This is a genomic window from Burkholderia ubonensis, from assembly GCF_001718695.1.
In the GTDB taxonomy this organism is placed as follows: domain Bacteria; phylum Pseudomonadota; class Gammaproteobacteria; order Burkholderiales; family Burkholderiaceae; genus Burkholderia; species Burkholderia ubonensis_B.
This window is the reverse complement of record NZ_CP013420.1, coordinates 987,366-1,003,192: the sequence shown is the minus strand read 5'-3', so window position 1 is coordinate 1,003,192 and position 15,827 is coordinate 987,366. Positions and strand designations below refer to the sequence as shown.

General features: G+C 67.2%; 14 protein-coding genes. 10 read left to right on the top strand and 4 right to left on the bottom strand.

What is annotated here, in order from left to right; genetic code table 11:
- Positions 1–38: 38 nt before the first annotated feature.
- The 4 genes from odhB (at position 39) to WJ35_RS04595 (ending at position 4,585) form a co-directional block, all read left to right on the top strand.
- Positions 39–1,316 carry a 2-oxoglutarate dehydrogenase complex dihydrolipoyllysine-residue succinyltransferase gene (odhB, locus tag WJ35_RS04610; RefSeq protein ID WP_060237438.1) on the top strand — a complete coding sequence of 426 codons (1,278 nt, stop codon included), beginning with the start codon at positions 39–41 and terminating at the stop codon, positions 1,314–1,316.
- An 82-nt stretch (positions 1,317–1,398) separates the two neighbouring features.
- Positions 1,399–2,829 (top strand): dihydrolipoyl dehydrogenase, encoded by a 1,431-nt coding sequence (gene lpdA, locus WJ35_RS04605; RefSeq protein ID WP_059823320.1) that lies wholly within the window; start codon positions 1,399–1,401, stop codon positions 2,827–2,829.
- A gap of 101 nt (positions 2,830–2,930) precedes the next feature.
- Complete coding sequence (gene zapE, locus WJ35_RS04600; protein ID WP_060237434.1) at positions 2,931–4,028, top strand: cell division protein ZapE; 1,098 nt, start codon at positions 2,931–2,933, stop codon at positions 4,026–4,028.
- A 155-nt stretch (positions 4,029–4,183) separates the two neighbouring features.
- Complete coding sequence (locus tag WJ35_RS04595) at positions 4,184–4,585, top strand: transposase (RefSeq protein ID WP_060237433.1); 402 nt, start codon at positions 4,184–4,186, stop codon at positions 4,583–4,585.
- Positions 4,586–4,692: 107 nt separating this feature from the next.
- On the opposite strand, the gene WJ35_RS04590 is transcribed toward WJ35_RS04595, so the two are convergent.
- From WJ35_RS04590 to WJ35_RS04575, 4 genes are all read right to left on the bottom strand, one after another.
- Positions 4,693–5,154 (bottom strand): DUF2147 domain-containing protein, encoded by a 462-nt coding sequence (locus WJ35_RS04590; protein ID WP_029226570.1) that lies wholly within the window; start codon positions 5,152–5,154, stop codon positions 4,693–4,695.
- A 167-nt stretch (positions 5,155–5,321) separates the two neighbouring features.
- Positions 5,322–7,013 carry a ShlB/FhaC/HecB family hemolysin secretion/activation protein gene (locus WJ35_RS04585; protein ID WP_069238822.1) on the bottom strand — a complete coding sequence of 564 codons (1,692 nt, stop codon included), beginning with the start codon at positions 7,011–7,013 and terminating at the stop codon, positions 5,322–5,324.
- A 138-nt stretch (positions 7,014–7,151) separates the two neighbouring features.
- A complete protein-coding gene (locus WJ35_RS04580) occupies positions 7,152–8,507 on the bottom strand; it encodes a collagen-like triple helix repeat-containing protein (protein ID WP_069238821.1) in 1,356 nt (451 codons plus the stop codon).
- 43 nt (positions 8,508–8,550) lie between these two features.
- On the bottom strand, positions 8,551–10,137 hold the full coding sequence (locus tag WJ35_RS04575) for a collagen-like triple helix repeat-containing protein (protein WP_069238820.1): 1,587 nt from the start codon (positions 10,135–10,137) through the stop codon (positions 8,551–8,553).
- Positions 10,138–10,799: 662 nt separating this feature from the next.
- Between WJ35_RS04575 and WJ35_RS04570 the strand changes: the two genes are divergently transcribed.
- The 6 genes from WJ35_RS04570 to WJ35_RS04545 all read left to right on the top strand — a co-directional run bounded on the left by WJ35_RS04570 (position 10,800) and on the right by WJ35_RS04545 (position 15,824).
- The gene (locus tag WJ35_RS04570; RefSeq protein ID WP_069238819.1) at positions 10,800–11,015 is read left to right on the top strand and encodes a Flp family type IVb pilin; all 216 of its coding nucleotides are present in this window, start codon (positions 10,800–10,802) and stop codon (positions 11,013–11,015) included.
- Between the two features lie 88 nt (positions 11,016–11,103).
- Positions 11,104–11,604 carry an A24 family peptidase gene (locus tag WJ35_RS04565; RefSeq protein ID WP_059463905.1) on the top strand — a complete coding sequence of 167 codons (501 nt, stop codon included), beginning with the start codon at positions 11,104–11,106 and terminating at the stop codon, positions 11,602–11,604.
- Positions 11,601–12,044: a TadE/TadG family type IV pilus assembly protein gene (locus tag WJ35_RS04560; RefSeq protein ID WP_011884614.1), complete on the top strand. Its 444-nt coding sequence runs from the start codon at positions 11,601–11,603 to the stop codon at positions 12,042–12,044. Before WJ35_RS04565 ends, WJ35_RS04560 begins: the two co-directional genes overlap by 4 nt.
- Positions 12,045–12,136: 92 nt before the next feature.
- A complete protein-coding gene (gene cpaB, locus WJ35_RS04555; RefSeq protein WP_069238818.1) occupies positions 12,137–13,081 on the top strand; it encodes a Flp pilus assembly protein CpaB in 945 nt (314 codons plus the stop codon).
- A 64-nt stretch (positions 13,082–13,145) separates the two neighbouring features.
- Positions 13,146–14,477, top strand: a complete 1,332-nt coding sequence (locus tag WJ35_RS04550; protein WP_069238817.1) for a type II and III secretion system protein family protein — start codon at positions 13,146–13,148, stop codon at positions 14,475–14,477.
- 45 nt (positions 14,478–14,522) lie between these two features.
- Entirely contained in the window at positions 14,523–15,824 is a 1,302-nt protein-coding gene (locus WJ35_RS04545; RefSeq protein ID WP_060237409.1) for a fimbrial protein, read from the top strand.
- Positions 15,825–15,827 lie beyond the last annotated feature (3 nt).

Here is a 15,827-nt window from a genome sequence, read left to right as displayed (position 1 = left end):
GCTCGTCATTACCCAGATTAAGCATCCAGGAAAATCACATGGCTATCGTAGAAGTCAAGGTCCCCCAGCTTTCGGAGTCGGTTTCGGAAGCCACCATGCTGCAGTGGAAGAAGAAGCCCGGCGAAGCCGTCGCGCAGGACGAAATCCTGATCGAACTCGAGACCGACAAGGTCGTGCTCGAAGTGCCGGCGCCGGCCGCCGGCGTGCTCGCGCAAGTGCTGCAGAACGACGGTGACACGGTGGTCGCCGACCAGGTGATCGCGACGATCGACACCGAAGCGAAGGCAGGCGCGGCCGAAGCAGCGGCAGGCGCTACCGAAGTCAAGCCGGCAGCCGCTCCGGCCGCTGCCGCACCGGCCGCCCAGCCGGCCGCCGCCGCGACGGCGTCGAGCACGGCGGCTGCATCGCCGGCCGCGTCGAAGCTGCTGGCCGAGAAGGGTCTCGCCGCAGGCGACGTCGCCGGCTCGGGCCGCGACGGCCGCATCACGAAGGGCGACGTGCTGTCCGCCGGCGCGTCGAAGGCCGCACCGGCCGCCGCACCGGCGAAGACCGCCGCGGCGAAGGCGTCGCTGCCGGACGTGAAGGTGCCGGCGTCGGCAACGACGTGGCTGAACGACCGTCCGGAGCAGCGCGTGCCGATGTCGCGCCTGCGTGCGCGTATCGCCGAGCGTCTGCTCGAGTCGCAGCAGACCAACGCGATCCTGACGACGTTCAACGAAGTGAACATGGCTCCGGTCATGGAGCTGCGCAACAAGTACAAGGACAAGTTCGAGAAGGAACATGGCGTGAAGCTCGGCTTCATGTCGTTCTTCGTGAAGGCGGCCGTCCACGCGCTGAAGAAGTTCCCGCTCGTGAACGCGTCGATCGACGGTAACGACATCGTCTATCACGGCTACTTCGACATCGGTATCGCCGTCGGCTCGCCGCGCGGTCTCGTGGTGCCGATCCTGCGCAACGCCGACCAGATGAGCCTCGCCGACATCGAAAAGAAGATCGCGGAATTCGGCCAGAAGGCGAAGGACGGCAAGCTGTCGATCGAGGAAATGACGGGCGGTACGTTCTCGATCTCGAACGGCGGCGTGTTCGGCTCGATGCTGTCGACCCCGATCATCAACCCGCCGCAGTCGGCAATCCTCGGCGTGCACGCAACGAAGGAGCGCCCGGTCGTCGAGAACGGCCAGATCGTGATCCGTCCGATCAACTATCTGGCGCTGTCGTATGACCACCGGATCATCGACGGCCGCGAAGCGGTGCTGTCGCTCGTCGCGATGAAGGATGCGCTCGAGGATCCGGCACGCCTGCTGCTCGACCTGTAAGCCACGCCACCTGCATTGACCCGCTCCGCACGGGCGCGCGACCTCGCGCGCCCGTGCGCACGCACAAGAAGAAAGGATTGCCATGTCCAAGGAATTTGACGTCGTCGTGATCGGCGCCGGCCCCGGCGGCTACATCGCCGCGATCCGCGCCGCTCAACTGGGCAAGACCGTTGCCTGTATCGAAAAGTGGAAGAACCCGGCCGGCGCGCTGAAGCTCGGCGGCACCTGCCTGAACGTGGGCTGCATCCCGTCGAAGGCGCTGCTCGCGTCGTCGGAAGAGTTCGAGAACGCGTCGCACCACCTCGCCGACCACGGCATCAGCGTCGACGGCGTGAAGATCGACCTCGCGAAGATGCTCGGCCGCAAGGACGGGATCGTCGAGAAGATGACGTCCGGTATCGAGTTCCTGTTCAAGAAGAACAAGATCACGTGGCTGAAGGGCCACGGCAAGTTCACCGGCAAGACCGACGCCGGCGTGCAGATCGAAGTGAGCGGCGAGGGCGACACCGAAGTCGTCACCGCAAAGAACGTGATCATCGCGACGGGCTCGAAGGCGCGTCACCTGCCGGGCATCCCGGTCGACAACAAGATCGTTTCGGACAACGAAGGCGCGCTGACGTTCGACTCGGTGCCGAAGAAGCTTGCCGTGATCGGCGCGGGCGTGATCGGCCTCGAGCTCGGCTCGGTGTGGCGCCGCCTCGGCGCCGAAGTGACGGTGCTCGAAGCGCTGCCGGCATTCCTCGGCGCGGCTGACGAAGCGCTCGCGAAGGAAGCTGCGAAGCTGTTCAAGAAGCAGGGCCTCGACATTCACCTCGGCGTGAAGATCGGCGACGTGAAGGCGACGCCGGACGGCGTGTCGATCGCGTACACGGACAAGGACGGCAACGCGCAGACGCTCGACGCCGACCGCCTGATCGTGTCGGTCGGCCGCGTGCCGAACACCGACAACCTCGGCCTCGAGGCGATCGGCCTGAAGGCGAACGAGCGCGGCTTCATCGACGTCGACGACCATTGCCGCACGGCGGTGCCGAACGTCTACGCGATCGGCGACGTGGTGCGCGGCCCGATGCTCGCGCACAAGGCGGAAGACGAAGGCGTGCTGGTCGCGGAAGTGATCGACGGCCAGAAGCCGCACATCGACTACAACTGCATTCCGTGGGTGATCTACACGTACCCGGAAATCGCATGGGTCGGCAAGACGGAGCAGCAGCTGAAGGCGGAAGGCCGCGAGATCAAGAGCGGCAAGTTCCCGTTCTCGATCAACGGCCGCGCGCTCGGCATGAACGCGCCGGACGGCTTCGTGAAGATGATCGCGGACGCAAAGACCGACGAGCTGCTCGGCGTGCACGTGATCGCGGCGAACGCGTCGGACCTGATCGCTGAAGCCGTGGTGGCGATGGAGTTCAAGGCGGCGTCGGAAGACATCGCCCGCATCTGCCATCCGCACCCGTCGATGTCGGAAGTGATGCGCGAAGCGGCGCTCGCCGTCGACAAGCGCTCGCTGAACAGCTAAGCGCGCATTGACGCGCCGGCCCGTCCTGCGGCCGGCGCAGCGGTCCTACGACGAAGGCGGGCGGGGTTTCCTGCCCGCCTTCGTCTTTTCTGGTTTGCCCGATGAACGTCACCGAATACTACGCGCGGGAGCTGACCACGCGCGGTTACCAGTCCGACCCCGCGCAGCGCGCGGCGATCGATCGCCTGCAGCGTTGCTACGATGAGTGGGTGGCCTACAAGGCGCGCCGCTCGAACGCGTTCAAGAAACTCATCATTCGTCCGGACCTGCCGCGCGGGGTCTACATGTGGGGCGGCGTCGGGCGCGGCAAGAGCTTCCTGATGGACAGCTTCTATGCGGTCGTGCCCGTGCAGCGCAAGACGCGCCTTCATTTCCACGAGTTCATGCGCGAAGTGCACCGCGAGCTCGAGGAACTGAAGGGGCAGGCCGATCCGCTCGACGAGCTCGCGCGACGCATCGCGAAGCGCTACCGGCTGATCTGCTTCGACGAGTTCCACGTGTCGGACATCGCCGACGCGATGATCCTGTACCGTCTGCTCGACCGGCTGTTCACGAACGGCGTGCAGTTTGTGATGACGTCCAACTACGATCCGGACGACCTGTATCCGGACGGCCTGCATCGCGACCGGATGCTGCCGGCGATCGCGCTCATCAAGAACAGGCTCGACGTGCTCAACGTCGATGCGGGCGTCGACTATCGCCAGCGCACGCTCGCGCAGGTGCAGATGTACCACACGCCGCTCGGCGCGGACGCGGATCGCGCGCTGCGCCACGCGTTCGCGCAGCTCGCCGCGGTGCCCGACGAGAGCCCGATCCTGCACATCGAGAAGCGCGAGCTGAAGGCGCTGCGCAAGGCCGACGGCGTCGTGTGGTTCGATTTCGCGACGCTGTGCGGCGGGCCGCGTTCGCAGAACGACTACCTCGAGCTCGCAAGCCGCTTCCATGCGATCGTGCTGTCCGAGGTGCCGCAGATGTCGCCGCGGATGGCGTCGGAGGCGCGCCGCTTCACGTGGCTGATCGACGTGCTGTACGACCACAAGGTCAAGCTGCTGATGTCCGCGGCGGTGCCGGCCGAGCAGCTGTACGTCGAAGGGCCGATGGCCAACGAATTCACGCGGACGGTCTCGCGGATCGTCGAGATGCAGTCGAAGGAGTATCTCGAGACGCCGCGCCGCATCGTCGATACTTCGTTGACCTGAGCGCGAGCGATCGGTGCGACGTGCGAAGTCGCGGCATTCAATGGTTAATTCCAGTTAAATCGATGCCATCTCGTCGCAATTTCGGATTAGTCTTATATTCAATCCCGGGTTGAGCCGATATCGTTGCGTCATGGTTCCTAAGGCTGGAGATGTCCATGACACCGTATCGCGATCTAACCGACGCCGAGTGGAAGCGCGTCACGTCGCTTCTGCCGGAATTGCAGCCGCGCACCGAATTGCGTGGCCGGCCGCTCGCCAACACACGCGCCGTGCTGAACGGCGTGCTCTGGGTGATCTACAGCGGTGCGACCTGGTCGGCGATGCCGCGCCGCTACCCGTCGTACCAGACGTGCCATCGCCGCTTCAAGGTCTGGCATGAAACCGGCGCGCTGATGCACGTGATGCGTGCGCTCTATGGCGAGGCGGGCATCAATCTGTGCAACACGCTCGCTACGCGGATGCGCAAGCACACGCAGTCGAAGGCAGCGAAAGCGCGCAGCGTGGCGATGCCGGCGCCGCGCACGTATCGGGCGGAAGCACTGAAGCGCGCAGCATGATCGCCTGCCTTGCACGCCTGTCTCGTCCCGAAATGAAATCGGCCTGCGACATTGTCGCAGGCCGATTGACGTGATGCGGCGCGTCGTCGCGCGCAGGTCGTAAGCCGTTACTGCTGGCGAACCCAGGTCTGTGACCGGCCGATCAGCGACACGCCGATATAGCCGCGCACGACCAGCTTCTGACCACCGTCGTCCAGCGTCATCTTGCACTTGTAGACCTTGCCGTTCTCCGGGTCGAGGATGTTGCCGCCATCCCAGTGGTCGCCATCCTTCTTCATCGCCTTGATGATCGTCATGCCCTTGATCAACTGATCCTTGCGCTCGTCCGTGCATGCGGTGCAGCGGCGATCAGGCGTGTCGTTCGCGCCAAGGCCCTTGACGACCTTGCCCGACAGCGAGCCGTCCGAATCCTCGGCGATCTGCACGAGCGCCTTCGGCTTGCCGGTGTTGTCGTCGATCGTCTGCCACGTGCCGATCGGGCTGTCGGCTTGCGCAAAGGCGTGCGCGGCACAGGCGAGCAGCGCGCCGGCCAGGGCCACCGCGCGCAACGGGCGGGTCAGGTGAGTCATCGTCGTCCTCCTTGTTTTGCATGTCGTTTTCGAACCGCTCGCACGACCGTCTGCATGGGACGGTGGCATGTTGCGAGCTTCCGGCAGAATACGTGAAACCACGCGCCGCGTTTGATAGAGGGGACTCTAATCGAAACGCCCCGCGCGGCGGGCCGTGCGGGGCGCAATCAATTGAGCTGGTACGAGAAGGACGCGTTCACGCGCGGGCTGCGCGATGCGCTCTCGATCGGCGCGTCGCCGACCGGTTTCGCGACGGACAGGTCGAGGCTGTAGTAGCGGCTGTCGGTCAGCCGCACGCCGATGCCGACCGACGACAGCCGGCTCGGCGACGGCGTGCCGGCATGCAGGTAGATGCGCGCCATGTCGTACGCGATGTAAGGCGTGATCGACTTCAGGTACGTCCAGCCGGGCGAGAACGCGCGATTGAGCTCGAGCGACATGCCCCATCCCGAATCGCCCGACGTCTCGCCCGGCTGATAGCCGAGCGCATAGCGCTGCGCGCCGAACGAGATCTGCTCGGACGTCGGCAGTGAATTCGGGCTGTACTGGCCCGTCAGCGAGACCGACGTGCCGATCCGGAACGGCCATTCGTTGGTTTGCGTGAACGTCGCGCCGGTGCGCACGAAGGTCAGCGAAATCGGGCTCGGCACCGACGTCGTGGTGTTGCCGGCGCTGATGTCCTGCGCTTTCGACGCGCCGAGAATGTCGAAACCCTTCGCGATGTTCACGCTCAGCTTTCGCACCTGCGTCGGGCTCACGCTCGTGTAGTCGAGCTGCATCTGCAGCACGCGAACCTGCGTCCGGTTGTCGAGCGTCGCGCCGTTGACCTGGTTCTGGTAGCGATCCTCGTTGTGCGACGCGTAGCCGGACACGGTGCCGAGCAGGCTGCGCTGGTTGTTCAGCAATAACGGGTAGGATGCCGAAAGACCCAGCTTTTCGTTTTTCACCGTGCGCTGGACGTACGACGGCAGGCCCGGGTTATCGGCCGGCTTGCCGCGGTACGTGCTGGCGTCGAGACGCGTGATGAGCCCGCTGCTGCCGACCGGCACCGCGCCGCTGAATGCGAAGTAGGTCTGCTTGTCCCGCCCCGGCGGCGCCAGCGCGGAGATGCTCAGCTGCTCGCCGAACGACGTGAGGCCGTTTTCGGTCGCGGTGATGAGGCCTTGCACGCCGGGATGGTTGAAGTCGATTCCGGTGCCGATGTTGAACGGCTTGCGGTCGACGTTCAGCTCGAGCGTCGTCGCGCCGTCGGTGCTCTGCGGCGGCGGCACGTTGGCCTTCACCGATACGCCGGGCAGCAGGCCGAACGTGTTCACGTAACGCTCGAACGTCGCGCGGCGCAACGGACGATCGGCGGTGATGTGCGCGGCGATCGCGCGGATCTTCGATTCCATTGCGCCGGGCTTGCCGGTGACCTTCACGTCCGCGACATAGCCCTCGACGACGGTCACGCGCACGACGCCGTTTTCGAAGGTCTGCGCGGGGATGAACGCGAACGACAGCGCGTAGCCGCGATCCTGGTAAAGCTTCGTCACGCCGTTGGCGGTCTCGATCAGCTCGCCGATCGTGATGTCCTTGCCGACGAGCGGCGTGAAACGGCGCGAGATCTCCTCGAACGGCACCGACTTGACGCCTTCCACCTGGAACGTGGCCGGCGTCAGGTGACGCGAGAGCAGTTCCTGCAATTGCGGCGCCTGGGGCGCGACCTGCACGGTCACGTTCGGCCCCTTCTTCGGCGCATTGATCTGGGGAAGCGAGTCGACCGGGTTGCCGGCGATGCGCGTCTGCGCCTGTGCCGCGCCTGCCGCCGCCGTCGTGATGGCGAGCAGCATCATCCATTTATCGCGTCTGGATTTCATTGTTGTTCCTCGTAGGCCTTGCTTGTCGTCTTCTAATCTCCGCGCGCGGCGCCGATGGCGCCGCGCGTGGTGTGCCGCCTTGCCGGTCGTGATCGGGACGACTGTGCGTTCGCTCCGGCCGCGAATGCGCAGGTGTCCTTACTTGCCGACGCCGCCCAGCGTGCCCAGCAATCCCGTGACCGGCGCGAGCAGACCGGTCGATCCGCCCGACGTCGACCCCGTCGCGCCGCCGGCCAGCGACGTGATCGGTGCGAGCGGGCTCGACGATCCCCCGGTGCTCGTCGCGCTGCCCGCCGCGCCTGTGACGGTATTCAGCAGACCCGTAACGGGCGCGAGCGGGTTTGTACTGCCCGTGCCGCCCGTCGCGCCGCCGAGTGCGCCGGTGACGGTCGACACGAGACCCGTGGCCGGCGCGAGCGGATTGCTCGCGCCGCCCGACGTCGAGCCGCCGAGCGCGCCCGTGAGCGGGCCGACGGGCGTCGAGCCGAGACCCGACAGCAGGCCGCCGAGCGGGTTGGTCGAGCCCGATGCCGTGCCGCTCGGCGAGCCGCTCTGCACGGTGGCCGTCGAGCCGCCGACGAGGCTCGTGATCAGGCCGGGGATCGGCGCGGCGCCATTCGGGCCGTTCGGATTGACGAGGCCGCCGGCGTTGGTCACGGTGTTGCCGACCGACGTGACGAGCTGGCCGACGTCGCCGACGAGCGGCTGGCTCGACGTGCCCGCGACCTGCTGGCCGGCCGCGCTGATCGCGCCGCCGACCTGGCCGAGCAGGCCGGAAACCGGCTGGCCGAGGCCCGTCGTCGTGCCGACCTGCTGCGTGAGCTGGCCGGCCGTGATGACGAGCGGCGTGATCGCCGAGCTGAGCGGCTGCGTCACCTGCTGCACGGGCCCCGACGACAGCGTCGAGCCGATCGTGTTGCCGGCGGCGCCGAGGCCGTTGGCGACCGTGTCGAGCACCGTGCCGACCGGGGACGTGACCGGCGCGAGCGGCGCCAGCGGGCCGGTGCCGAGCGCCTTGACCGTCGCGCTCAGCCCGGACACGGTGTTGCTCGTCGCGCCGACGACGTTGCCGAGGCCGGCCACCGTCGTGCCGACCGGGTTCTGCGTGGAGCCGATCTGGCCGAGCCCGTTGCTGACGGCGTCCGCCGCCGCGCCGAGGATCGTGCCCGTGCTCGACACGGTGCTGCCGAGTCCTTGCGTCACGCCGTTGCCGAGGCCCGGCACGCTCACGTTGCCGATCGTGCTGCCGAGATCCGAGGTGGTCTGGCCGAGCGTGCTGACGACGCCCTTGGTGCCCGTCGTCGTGCCGCTGGTGCCGCTCGTCCCGCTGCTGCCGGTGCCGCTGGTACCGCTCGTGCCGCTGGTGCTGCTCGTCGGCGGCGAGCTGACGCCGCCGCCGCCGCAGGCGGCGACCAGGCAGGCCGCGGCGAACGCGGTGAGGGGAACGCGCCACTGGCGCAGCGCGGCCGACGTGAGAGTACGTTGCTGGGACATGGTTGACTCCTCGCAGTCTTGTCGATGAATGGAACGAGCGGATTTACTTGTGGGTGCCGCCGAGCAGGCCGCCGATCAGCGACGTGACGGGCGCGAGCAGGTTCGAACCCGAGCCCGAGTTCGTGACGGTGCCCGTGGCGCCGCTCAGTGCGGGCGCGCCGGCTGCGCTGGTGACCGTGGACAGCGCGCCCGTCACCGGGGCCAGCGGGCCGCTGCCGGCAGCGCCGCCCGTCGCGCTGCCGAGCGCGCCGGTGACGGTGGAGACGAGGCCGGTGACCGGCGCGAGCGGACCGCTGCCGCCGCCCGCAGCGCCGCCGAGTGCGCCGGTGACGGTGGAGACGAGACCGGTGACCGGTGCGAGCGGGCCGCCGCTGCCGCCCGTTGCGCCGCCGAGTGCGCCGGTGACCGTGGAGACGAGACCCGTGACCGGTGCGAGCGGGCTGGTGGAGCCGCCCGTTGCGCCGCCGAGTGCGCCGGTGACCGTGGAGACGAGACCCGTGACCGGTGCAAGCGGGCTGGTGGAGCCGCCCGTTGCGCCGCCGAGTGCGCCGGTGACCGTGGAGACGAGACCCGTGACCGGTGCAAGCGGGTTGGTGACGCCGCCGCTGCCGCCGGTCAGCAGCCCGCCGACCGTCTTCACGGTATTGCCTGTCGACGACACCGTGGAGCCGAGGCCGCTCGTGACCGGGTTGCCGCCCGTCGACGCGATCATTGCGCCGGCCTGGTTCAGACCGTTGCCGAGCGTGCCGAGCAGCGTGTTGACCGGCGCGCCGAGACCGGTTGCGGAGCCAACCGTCTGGGTCGTGTTGCCGACCATCGTCGTGATCGGCGTGATCACGGAGCTGACGGTCTGCGTGACTTGCTGGATCGGGCCGGTCGACAGCACGTTCGACAGTGTCGTGCCGCCGCCCGAGACCGCGTTGCCGACCGTCTGCACGAGGCCGCCGACTGCGCCGGTCACGGGTGCGAGCGGCGACAGCGGGCCGCTGCCGAGGCTCGTGACGAGATTGCCGGTCTGCGTGACCGCGTTGCCGAGCTGATTGACTGCGCCGCCGGTGCTGGCCACCGTGACGCCGACCGGGTTGCTCGTCGCGCCGAGCTGGCCGAGCCCGTTGCCGAGGCCATTGCCGAGCGCGGTCACCGCGCCGCCGACGCTTTGCACGATGCCGCCGGCCGCTTGCGTCGTCTGCGGGTTGACGCCCGGCAGCGTCTGGCTGCCGACCACGGCGCCGAGACCCGACACGGTCGAACCGACACCGGTCACGATGTTGCTGCTGCTGGCGAGCACGTTGCCCACCGCGTTCGACGACACGCCCGACGTGCCGCTCGTGCCGCTCGACGTGCCGCTGGTCGTTCCACTCGTGGAGCCGCTGGTGGAGCCACTGGTCGAACCGCTCGTCGAGCCGCTGGTGCTACCCGACGTGCTGCCGCTGGTCGAACCCGACGTGCCGCCCGACGTGCCGCCGCCGGACGTGGAAATCGAATCGCTGCCGCCGCCCGAGTTCGAGCCGCCGAGGCCCTTGCTGATCGAACCGGAGCCGCCGCAGGCGGACAGGGAAAGCATGGCTGCCACGGTGGCCGTGATCAGAGTCGTCCGGAGCGCGCCATGAGGGATTACCTGAATGTCCATTTCGTCCTCGCATTAAAACTGATGTTGTGTTGAGTGGTGCGCGGACTACTCTGCAACTGTCGTGCCATTCCGATGGCGACGGAGTCGATGAATCGCTTAAAACGCGCCAATTCCTTGTCGCAAAAGGCATTGGCGGTAATTGAAAGATTGTTGAAACTGTTTAAAGCCGGATTGAGGCAAACGATTTCGCGCGTTTCGTAACGTAACGTGCGGTCTTTGGCGTTACGCGCGCGGCGTAACGTGGATGTGGGGCAGGTGGCACGGGTGCGCGAATTGTTTTACTGGTGGATTAGATGTGCACATCTAACCTATCGTAAATCCTATGTGTAAGTCGTACCGAAACCCCGTACAAATGGTCCTGCGGCGGAAAGTTTTTCGGCCGGCTCTTAAAAGAGGTTGGAACATAAATAGGATCGGATATAGAATCCGGATCGGTGTAAGTAAATGTACAGACTGGTACACGACGTTCGAGGAGGATCACTATCGCGAATGTTAACTTGCATCAAATCGTCGTATGCGCCCTTCGGGGTGACCTATAAAGAAAGCGCACCCGCTTGTCGTTACGGCAGGAGTAACGAATCACGCGGGGCAACGGCCGGATATGCGGGGATGTACAACGTATAACAGGCCAAAGAACGTACATACAGGCACGAGGAAATAAAATGAAAGCAATGATGATTCGCTTCCTCAAGGAGGAAGACGGGGTGACCGCGATCGAATATGGGTTGATTGCGGGTCTAGTCGCGGTCGCCATCATCGCCGGCGTGTCGTCGCTGGGTGGCAATCTCAACACGATGTTTACATCGATCGGATCGTGTGTCTCGTCGCTTGGCGGCGCGAGCGCTACCGTTGCGTCCGCATGCAAATTGGGCAGCTGAGTATTCCCAATCGTCGTTTTTAGGCGCGATGTCAGACGGCTCGCTGGTGCGAGCCGTCTGATCCATATCCGCGATCGGTCGTGGCGCGATGGCATATTTCATTTCAATCGGGGTTTTTCTGGCCTGGGCGATATTCGTCGCGGCCAGTGATATCCGCTACCGACGAATTCCGAATTCGCTCGTCTTCGGCGGCATGGCTGCCGCATTCGCAAGCGCGTTGTGTGGCGCCAGTCCGTTCGGCATAGCGCCGCTGCACGCATTGCTCGGCATGCTCGTCGGGATGGCGTGCCTTTTGCCATTTTTCGTTGCGCGCGTGATGGGCGCGGCGGACGTCAAAGTGTTCGCCGCGCTCGGTGCGTGGTGTGGCGTGCACGGACTATTGTGGCTATGGATCGCGGCGAGCCTGGTCGCTTGCCTGCATGCGCTTGCGGTCCTGTTGTTGACTCGCACGCCGCTTCGCGCGTTGCGCGGCCGCAGTGCGCCGACGCTGGCGCTGGGCCGGTATCGCGCGACGCCCTATGGGGCGTGCCTCGCGATTCCCGCGGCGCTGTGGCTCGTCTGTGTCGCTACGGCGGGAGGCGTGCGATGAAGCGGCAGGGGCGTCCGGCGCGATATCGGCGGCAGCGCGGGGCGACCGCCGTCGAATTCGCGATCATCTTTCCGCTTTTTTTCGTGATCTGCTACGCGATCATCTGCTTCGGCATGATTTTCGTGATTCAGCAGAGCCTGACGTTCGCGGCGAGCGAAGGCGCACGCGCGGCGCTGAACTACGCGCCGGACCTCGCGACCCGCACGTCGAAAGCGCAGTCTGCCGCGCAGACCGTCGTGGGCTGGCTGAATATCAGCGCGCCCAGCGTCACGGTGCAGGCACCGGCATGCAAGTACGACGCGACGCTGTATTGCCTGTCGGTCACGGTGAGTTATTCGCCTCGAGCGTGGGTGACCACCATGCCGTTTCTCGGAACCATTGTCACTCAGCCGTTGACCAGTACGGCAGTAGTCCAGATTTCGCAGTCGCTGCTTCAATGAAGACCGCGTCGTGAAGCGGCGGCTTCGCGACGCACGATGTTCCTGACCAAAATAATCGACACAGCCCCAATACCGGCACCCCAAACGACAACATGGCCAATAACGTAACGAAGATCATCGCCGGCCTGCTGATTGCGATCGCAGTCCTGCTGGGCATCTACGCATGGATGCTCGGACGCAGTGCGTCTCATTCGGTGCCCGCGCAACCGGCGGTCGCCGCCAATCCCGCACCCGTCGTGATCGCGACGCGCACGCTGCCGGCGGGCCAGCCGATCGCCGCCGACGCGGTGAAACTGCAGGCGATTGCATCGGTACCGACAGGAGCGGTGGTCGATCCCGCCACCGTGGTCGGCCGTGTCCCCGCCCGCGACATCCCCGCATCCGCGCCGATCACGCCCGACGCGCTGGTTTCCGGCCTCGCCGAAGACATCCAGCCTGGCGAGCGCGCGGTCGCGGTGCGCGTCGACGAGACCAACGCCGTCGGCAACCGGCTGCGGCCCGGCAACTTCGTCGACGTGTTCCTGAACCTGAAGCGCGAGGGCGGCGGCGCGATGTTCGACGGCGAGGTGTCCCAGACGCAGGCGCGCCTGCTGCTGTCGAAGGTGCGCGTGCTGGCGTTCGGCGATGCGACGCCGGAGCGCGACAGCGGCAGCACCACGAACGGCAGCAACGGCCAGCCGAGCAACGCCCGCATCGCCGTACTCGCGGTGCCGACCGCGCAGGTGGACGCGCTCACGCTGGCCGAGGCGAACGGCCGCCTGACGCTCGCGCTGCGCAACCCGCGCGACGACGAGCTCGCGATGCAGACCGTCGCGGTACGCACCGACAACAAGCTGTCGCCGTCGGCGCTGGCCGCTGCCGGCGTCTCGCTGCAACAGCTGTCGGGCACCCAGCGCAATGCCGCGGCGGCCAATGTCAATGTCCCGCCGCTGCCGTCGCACCTTCCGCCGGCCGTGCGGTCCGCCGCGGGGGCGACGGGCAGCGGCGGCGGCATCGAAGTGATACGCGGCGGCCGCTCGGAAACGGTTGCGTATTGAACAGCATCGATTCCTATCGATATCAGCGACGACATGTAATGGCCGTGCCACGGTACAACAATCCATGAAAAACACCCTGACTGCATTCGCGATGGCTCTGTGGGCCCTGACCTTCGCATCCATGGCAAGCGCGAGCGGGACGATCGATCTCGCCGTCGGCTCGCAACGGCAGATCGCCGCCGGGCGCGCGCTGCAACGGGTCGCGGTCGGCGATCCGTCGGTGGCCGACGTGCTGATCATGAAGGGCAGCCGCGCCGGCGCCGTGCTGCTGGTCGCGAAGGCGCCCGGCTCGACGAACGTGATGCTGTGGGAGCGCGGCCGCGACGAGCCGATGGTGTGGAACGTCAACGTCGTCGACGCGGCCGCGCACGCGGTGCTCGACGCGTCGACGCCGCAGGTGAAGGCCTATGGCGGCACGTCGGTGCTGCGCGGCACGGCCGGCTCGCTCGATGCGCACGAACGCGCGGTGGCCGTCGCGAAGAACATGAGCCCGAAGGGCGCGGTGATCGATCGTTCGACGCTGGCCGGCAAGAACGTGGTGCAAGTGGACGTGCGCGTCGTCGAATTCAGCCGCTCGGTGCTGAAGGAGGCCGGGCTGAACTTCTTCAAGCAGAGCAACGGCTTTGCGTTCGGCTCGTTCTCGCCGGGCGGCGTGCAGTCGTACAACGGCGGGTCCGGTCCCGGTACGGCGGCCTATATCCCGACGCTCGGCGCACCCGTTGCGTCCGCCTTCAACCTGGTCGTGAACGCGGCCGGGCACGGCATCTTCGCGAACCTGTCGATTCTCGAAGCGAACAATCTCGCGCGGGTGCTCGCGCAGCCGACGCTCGTCGCGCTGTCGGGCCAGAGCGCGAGCTTCCTCGCGGGCGGCGAGATCCCGGTGCCGGTGCCGCAGGCGCTCGGCTCGACGGCGATCCAGTGGAAGCAGTACGGCGTCGGCCTGACGCTCACGCCGACGGTGCTGAGCCCGCGCCGCATCGCGCTGAAGGTCGCGCCCGAATCGAGCCAGCTCGATTTCCTGCACGGCGTGACGATCAACAGCGTCGCGGTGCCCGCGATCACGACGCGCCGCGCCGATACGACGGTCGAGCTCGGCGACGGCGAGAGCTTCGTGATCGGCGGCCTGATCGATCGCGAGACGATGTCGAACGTCAACAAGGTGCCGGTGCTCGGCGACCTGCCGATCATCGGGGCGTTCTTCAAGACGCTCAACTATCAGCAGAACGACAAGGAGCTGGTCATCATCGTGACGCCGCACCTCGTCGCGCCGATCGCGAAGGGCGCCTCGCTGCCGGCCACGCCGGGCGAGCTGTCCGAGCAGCGCGACGGCCCGGTGTGGCGGTCGTACCTCGGCGGCATTGCATCGCCCGACGCGGCGCCGGGGTTTTCGAAATGAACGCGGGGCGCGCCGTCGCGCGCTGCCTGACCGGGGATGTCCCACATGAACGCGAGAACCCATTCGTTGGCTGAGCCCGCCGTGACCGATTACTTCGTATGCGCGTCGCAGCACGACCGGCATATCGGCTGGCTCGGCGAGACCCTGGTGCCGGCCGGCGCGGTGGAGGCCGCGCCGCTCGATCCGGCCGCGCTTGCACAGCGCATCGCAGGGCTCAATCCCGCGATCGTCTTCATCGATTTCTCCGGCGCGCAGGCGGCGGCGAGCGCGGCGGCCGCCGCGGTGCGCGTCGCGCATCCGGGGCTGCCGGTCGTCGCGCTCGGCATGCTCGCCGAACCGGAAAGCGCGCTCGCCGCGTTGCGGGCGGGCGTGCGCGACTTCATCGACGTGTCCGGCGCCGCGGAAGACGCGCTGCGCATCACGCGCGGGCTGCTCGAGCACGCCGGCGGCGGCGAGCCGGCGAACCGTCACGGCAAGCTGGTCGCGCTGCTCGGCGCGCGCGCCGGAATGGGCGTGAGCACGCTGGCGGCGAACCTGGCGGTCTGGCTGCACAAGCGCGGGTCGGCGGGCGCGGCAGACGGCGCCGCATTCGGTGCATCAAGCGGTGCATCAAGCGGCGGCGCCGCCGCGTCGCGCGGCCGGCAGACCGCGCTCGTCGACCTCGGGCTGCCCACCGGCGACAGCGCGCTGTTCCTCAACACGCGCTGCGAGTTCCACTTCGTCGAGGCCGTGCGCAACCTGCGCCGCATCGACCGCACGTTCGTCAATACCGCGCTGACCCGCCATGCGAGCGGCGTCGCGCTGACGACGCTGCCGCCGAACCTCGCGGACCTGCGCGAGGTGTCGTACGCGTCGTGCGTCGGCCTGCTGAACCGGCTGCGCGCATTCTTCGACCAGCAGCTCGTCGATCTCGGCGGGTTCTCGAACCGGGAATTCGTCGCGCAGATCGCGGCGGCGTCCGACGAGGCGTGGCTCGTCTGCGACCAAAACGTCGCGTCGATCGTGTCGGCGGTCGACCTGCTCGAGGGGCTGCGCGATGCGGGCGTCGACAGCGGCAAGATGCGGCTCGTCGTCAACCAGTACGACCCGGCGCTCAGCCTGACGCCGACCCAGATCGCCGACCGTCTCGGCGTCGCGCTGCTGGCGACGCTGCCCGCGCGCCGCGTGCCGATCGGCCAGGCGGCGAACCAGGGCCGGCTCATCGTCGACACGGCGGAGCGCGATCCGTACGTGCGCGCGCTCGAGCCGCTCGCCGAGCGGCTCGCGGGCGCCGCCGCCGCACCGCGCGCCGCGTCGGGTCTTTCCGCGCTCAAGCGCTTCATTCAACCTTCGTCCAGGCGATCGTAAGCG

Bases quoted from the DNA above. Each gene is read 5' to 3' on its own strand.
- WJ35_RS04550 (WP_069238817.1), top strand. From the start codon at position 13,146: ATGAAAAACACCCTGACTGCATTCGCGATGGCTCTGTGGGCCCTGACC.
- WJ35_RS04560 (WP_011884614.1), top strand. From the start codon at position 11,601: ATGAAGCGGCAGGGGCGTCCGGCGCGATATCGGCGGCAGCGCGGGGCG.
- WJ35_RS04575 (WP_069238820.1), bottom strand. From the start codon at position 10,137: ATGGACATTCAGGTAATCCCTCATGGCGCGCTCCGGACGACTCTGATC.
- zapE (WP_060237434.1), top strand. From the start codon at position 2,931: ATGAACGTCACCGAATACTACGCGCGGGAGCTGACCACGCGCGGTTAC.
- cpaB (WP_069238818.1), top strand. From the start codon at position 12,137: ATGGCCAATAACGTAACGAAGATCATCGCCGGCCTGCTGATTGCGATC.
- WJ35_RS04585 (WP_069238822.1), bottom strand. From the start codon at position 7,013: ATGAAATCCAGACGCGATAAATGGATGATGCTGCTCGCCATCACGACG.
- WJ35_RS04590 (WP_029226570.1), bottom strand. From the start codon at position 5,154: ATGACTCACCTGACCCGCCCGTTGCGCGCGGTGGCCCTGGCCGGCGCG.
- WJ35_RS04580 (WP_069238821.1), bottom strand. From the start codon at position 8,507: ATGTCCCAGCAACGTACTCTCACGTCGGCCGCGCTGCGCCAGTGGCGC.
- WJ35_RS04595 (WP_060237433.1), top strand. From the start codon at position 4,184: ATGACACCGTATCGCGATCTAACCGACGCCGAGTGGAAGCGCGTCACG.
- WJ35_RS04565 (WP_059463905.1), top strand. From the start codon at position 11,104: ATGGCATATTTCATTTCAATCGGGGTTTTTCTGGCCTGGGCGATATTC.
- odhB (WP_060237438.1), top strand. From the start codon at position 39: ATGGCTATCGTAGAAGTCAAGGTCCCCCAGCTTTCGGAGTCGGTTTCG.
- lpdA (WP_059823320.1), top strand. From the start codon at position 1,399: ATGTCCAAGGAATTTGACGTCGTCGTGATCGGCGCCGGCCCCGGCGGC.
- WJ35_RS04570 (WP_069238819.1), top strand. From the start codon at position 10,800: ATGAAAGCAATGATGATTCGCTTCCTCAAGGAGGAAGACGGGGTGACC.
- WJ35_RS04545 (WP_060237409.1), top strand. From the start codon at position 14,523: ATGAACGCGAGAACCCATTCGTTGGCTGAGCCCGCCGTGACCGATTAC.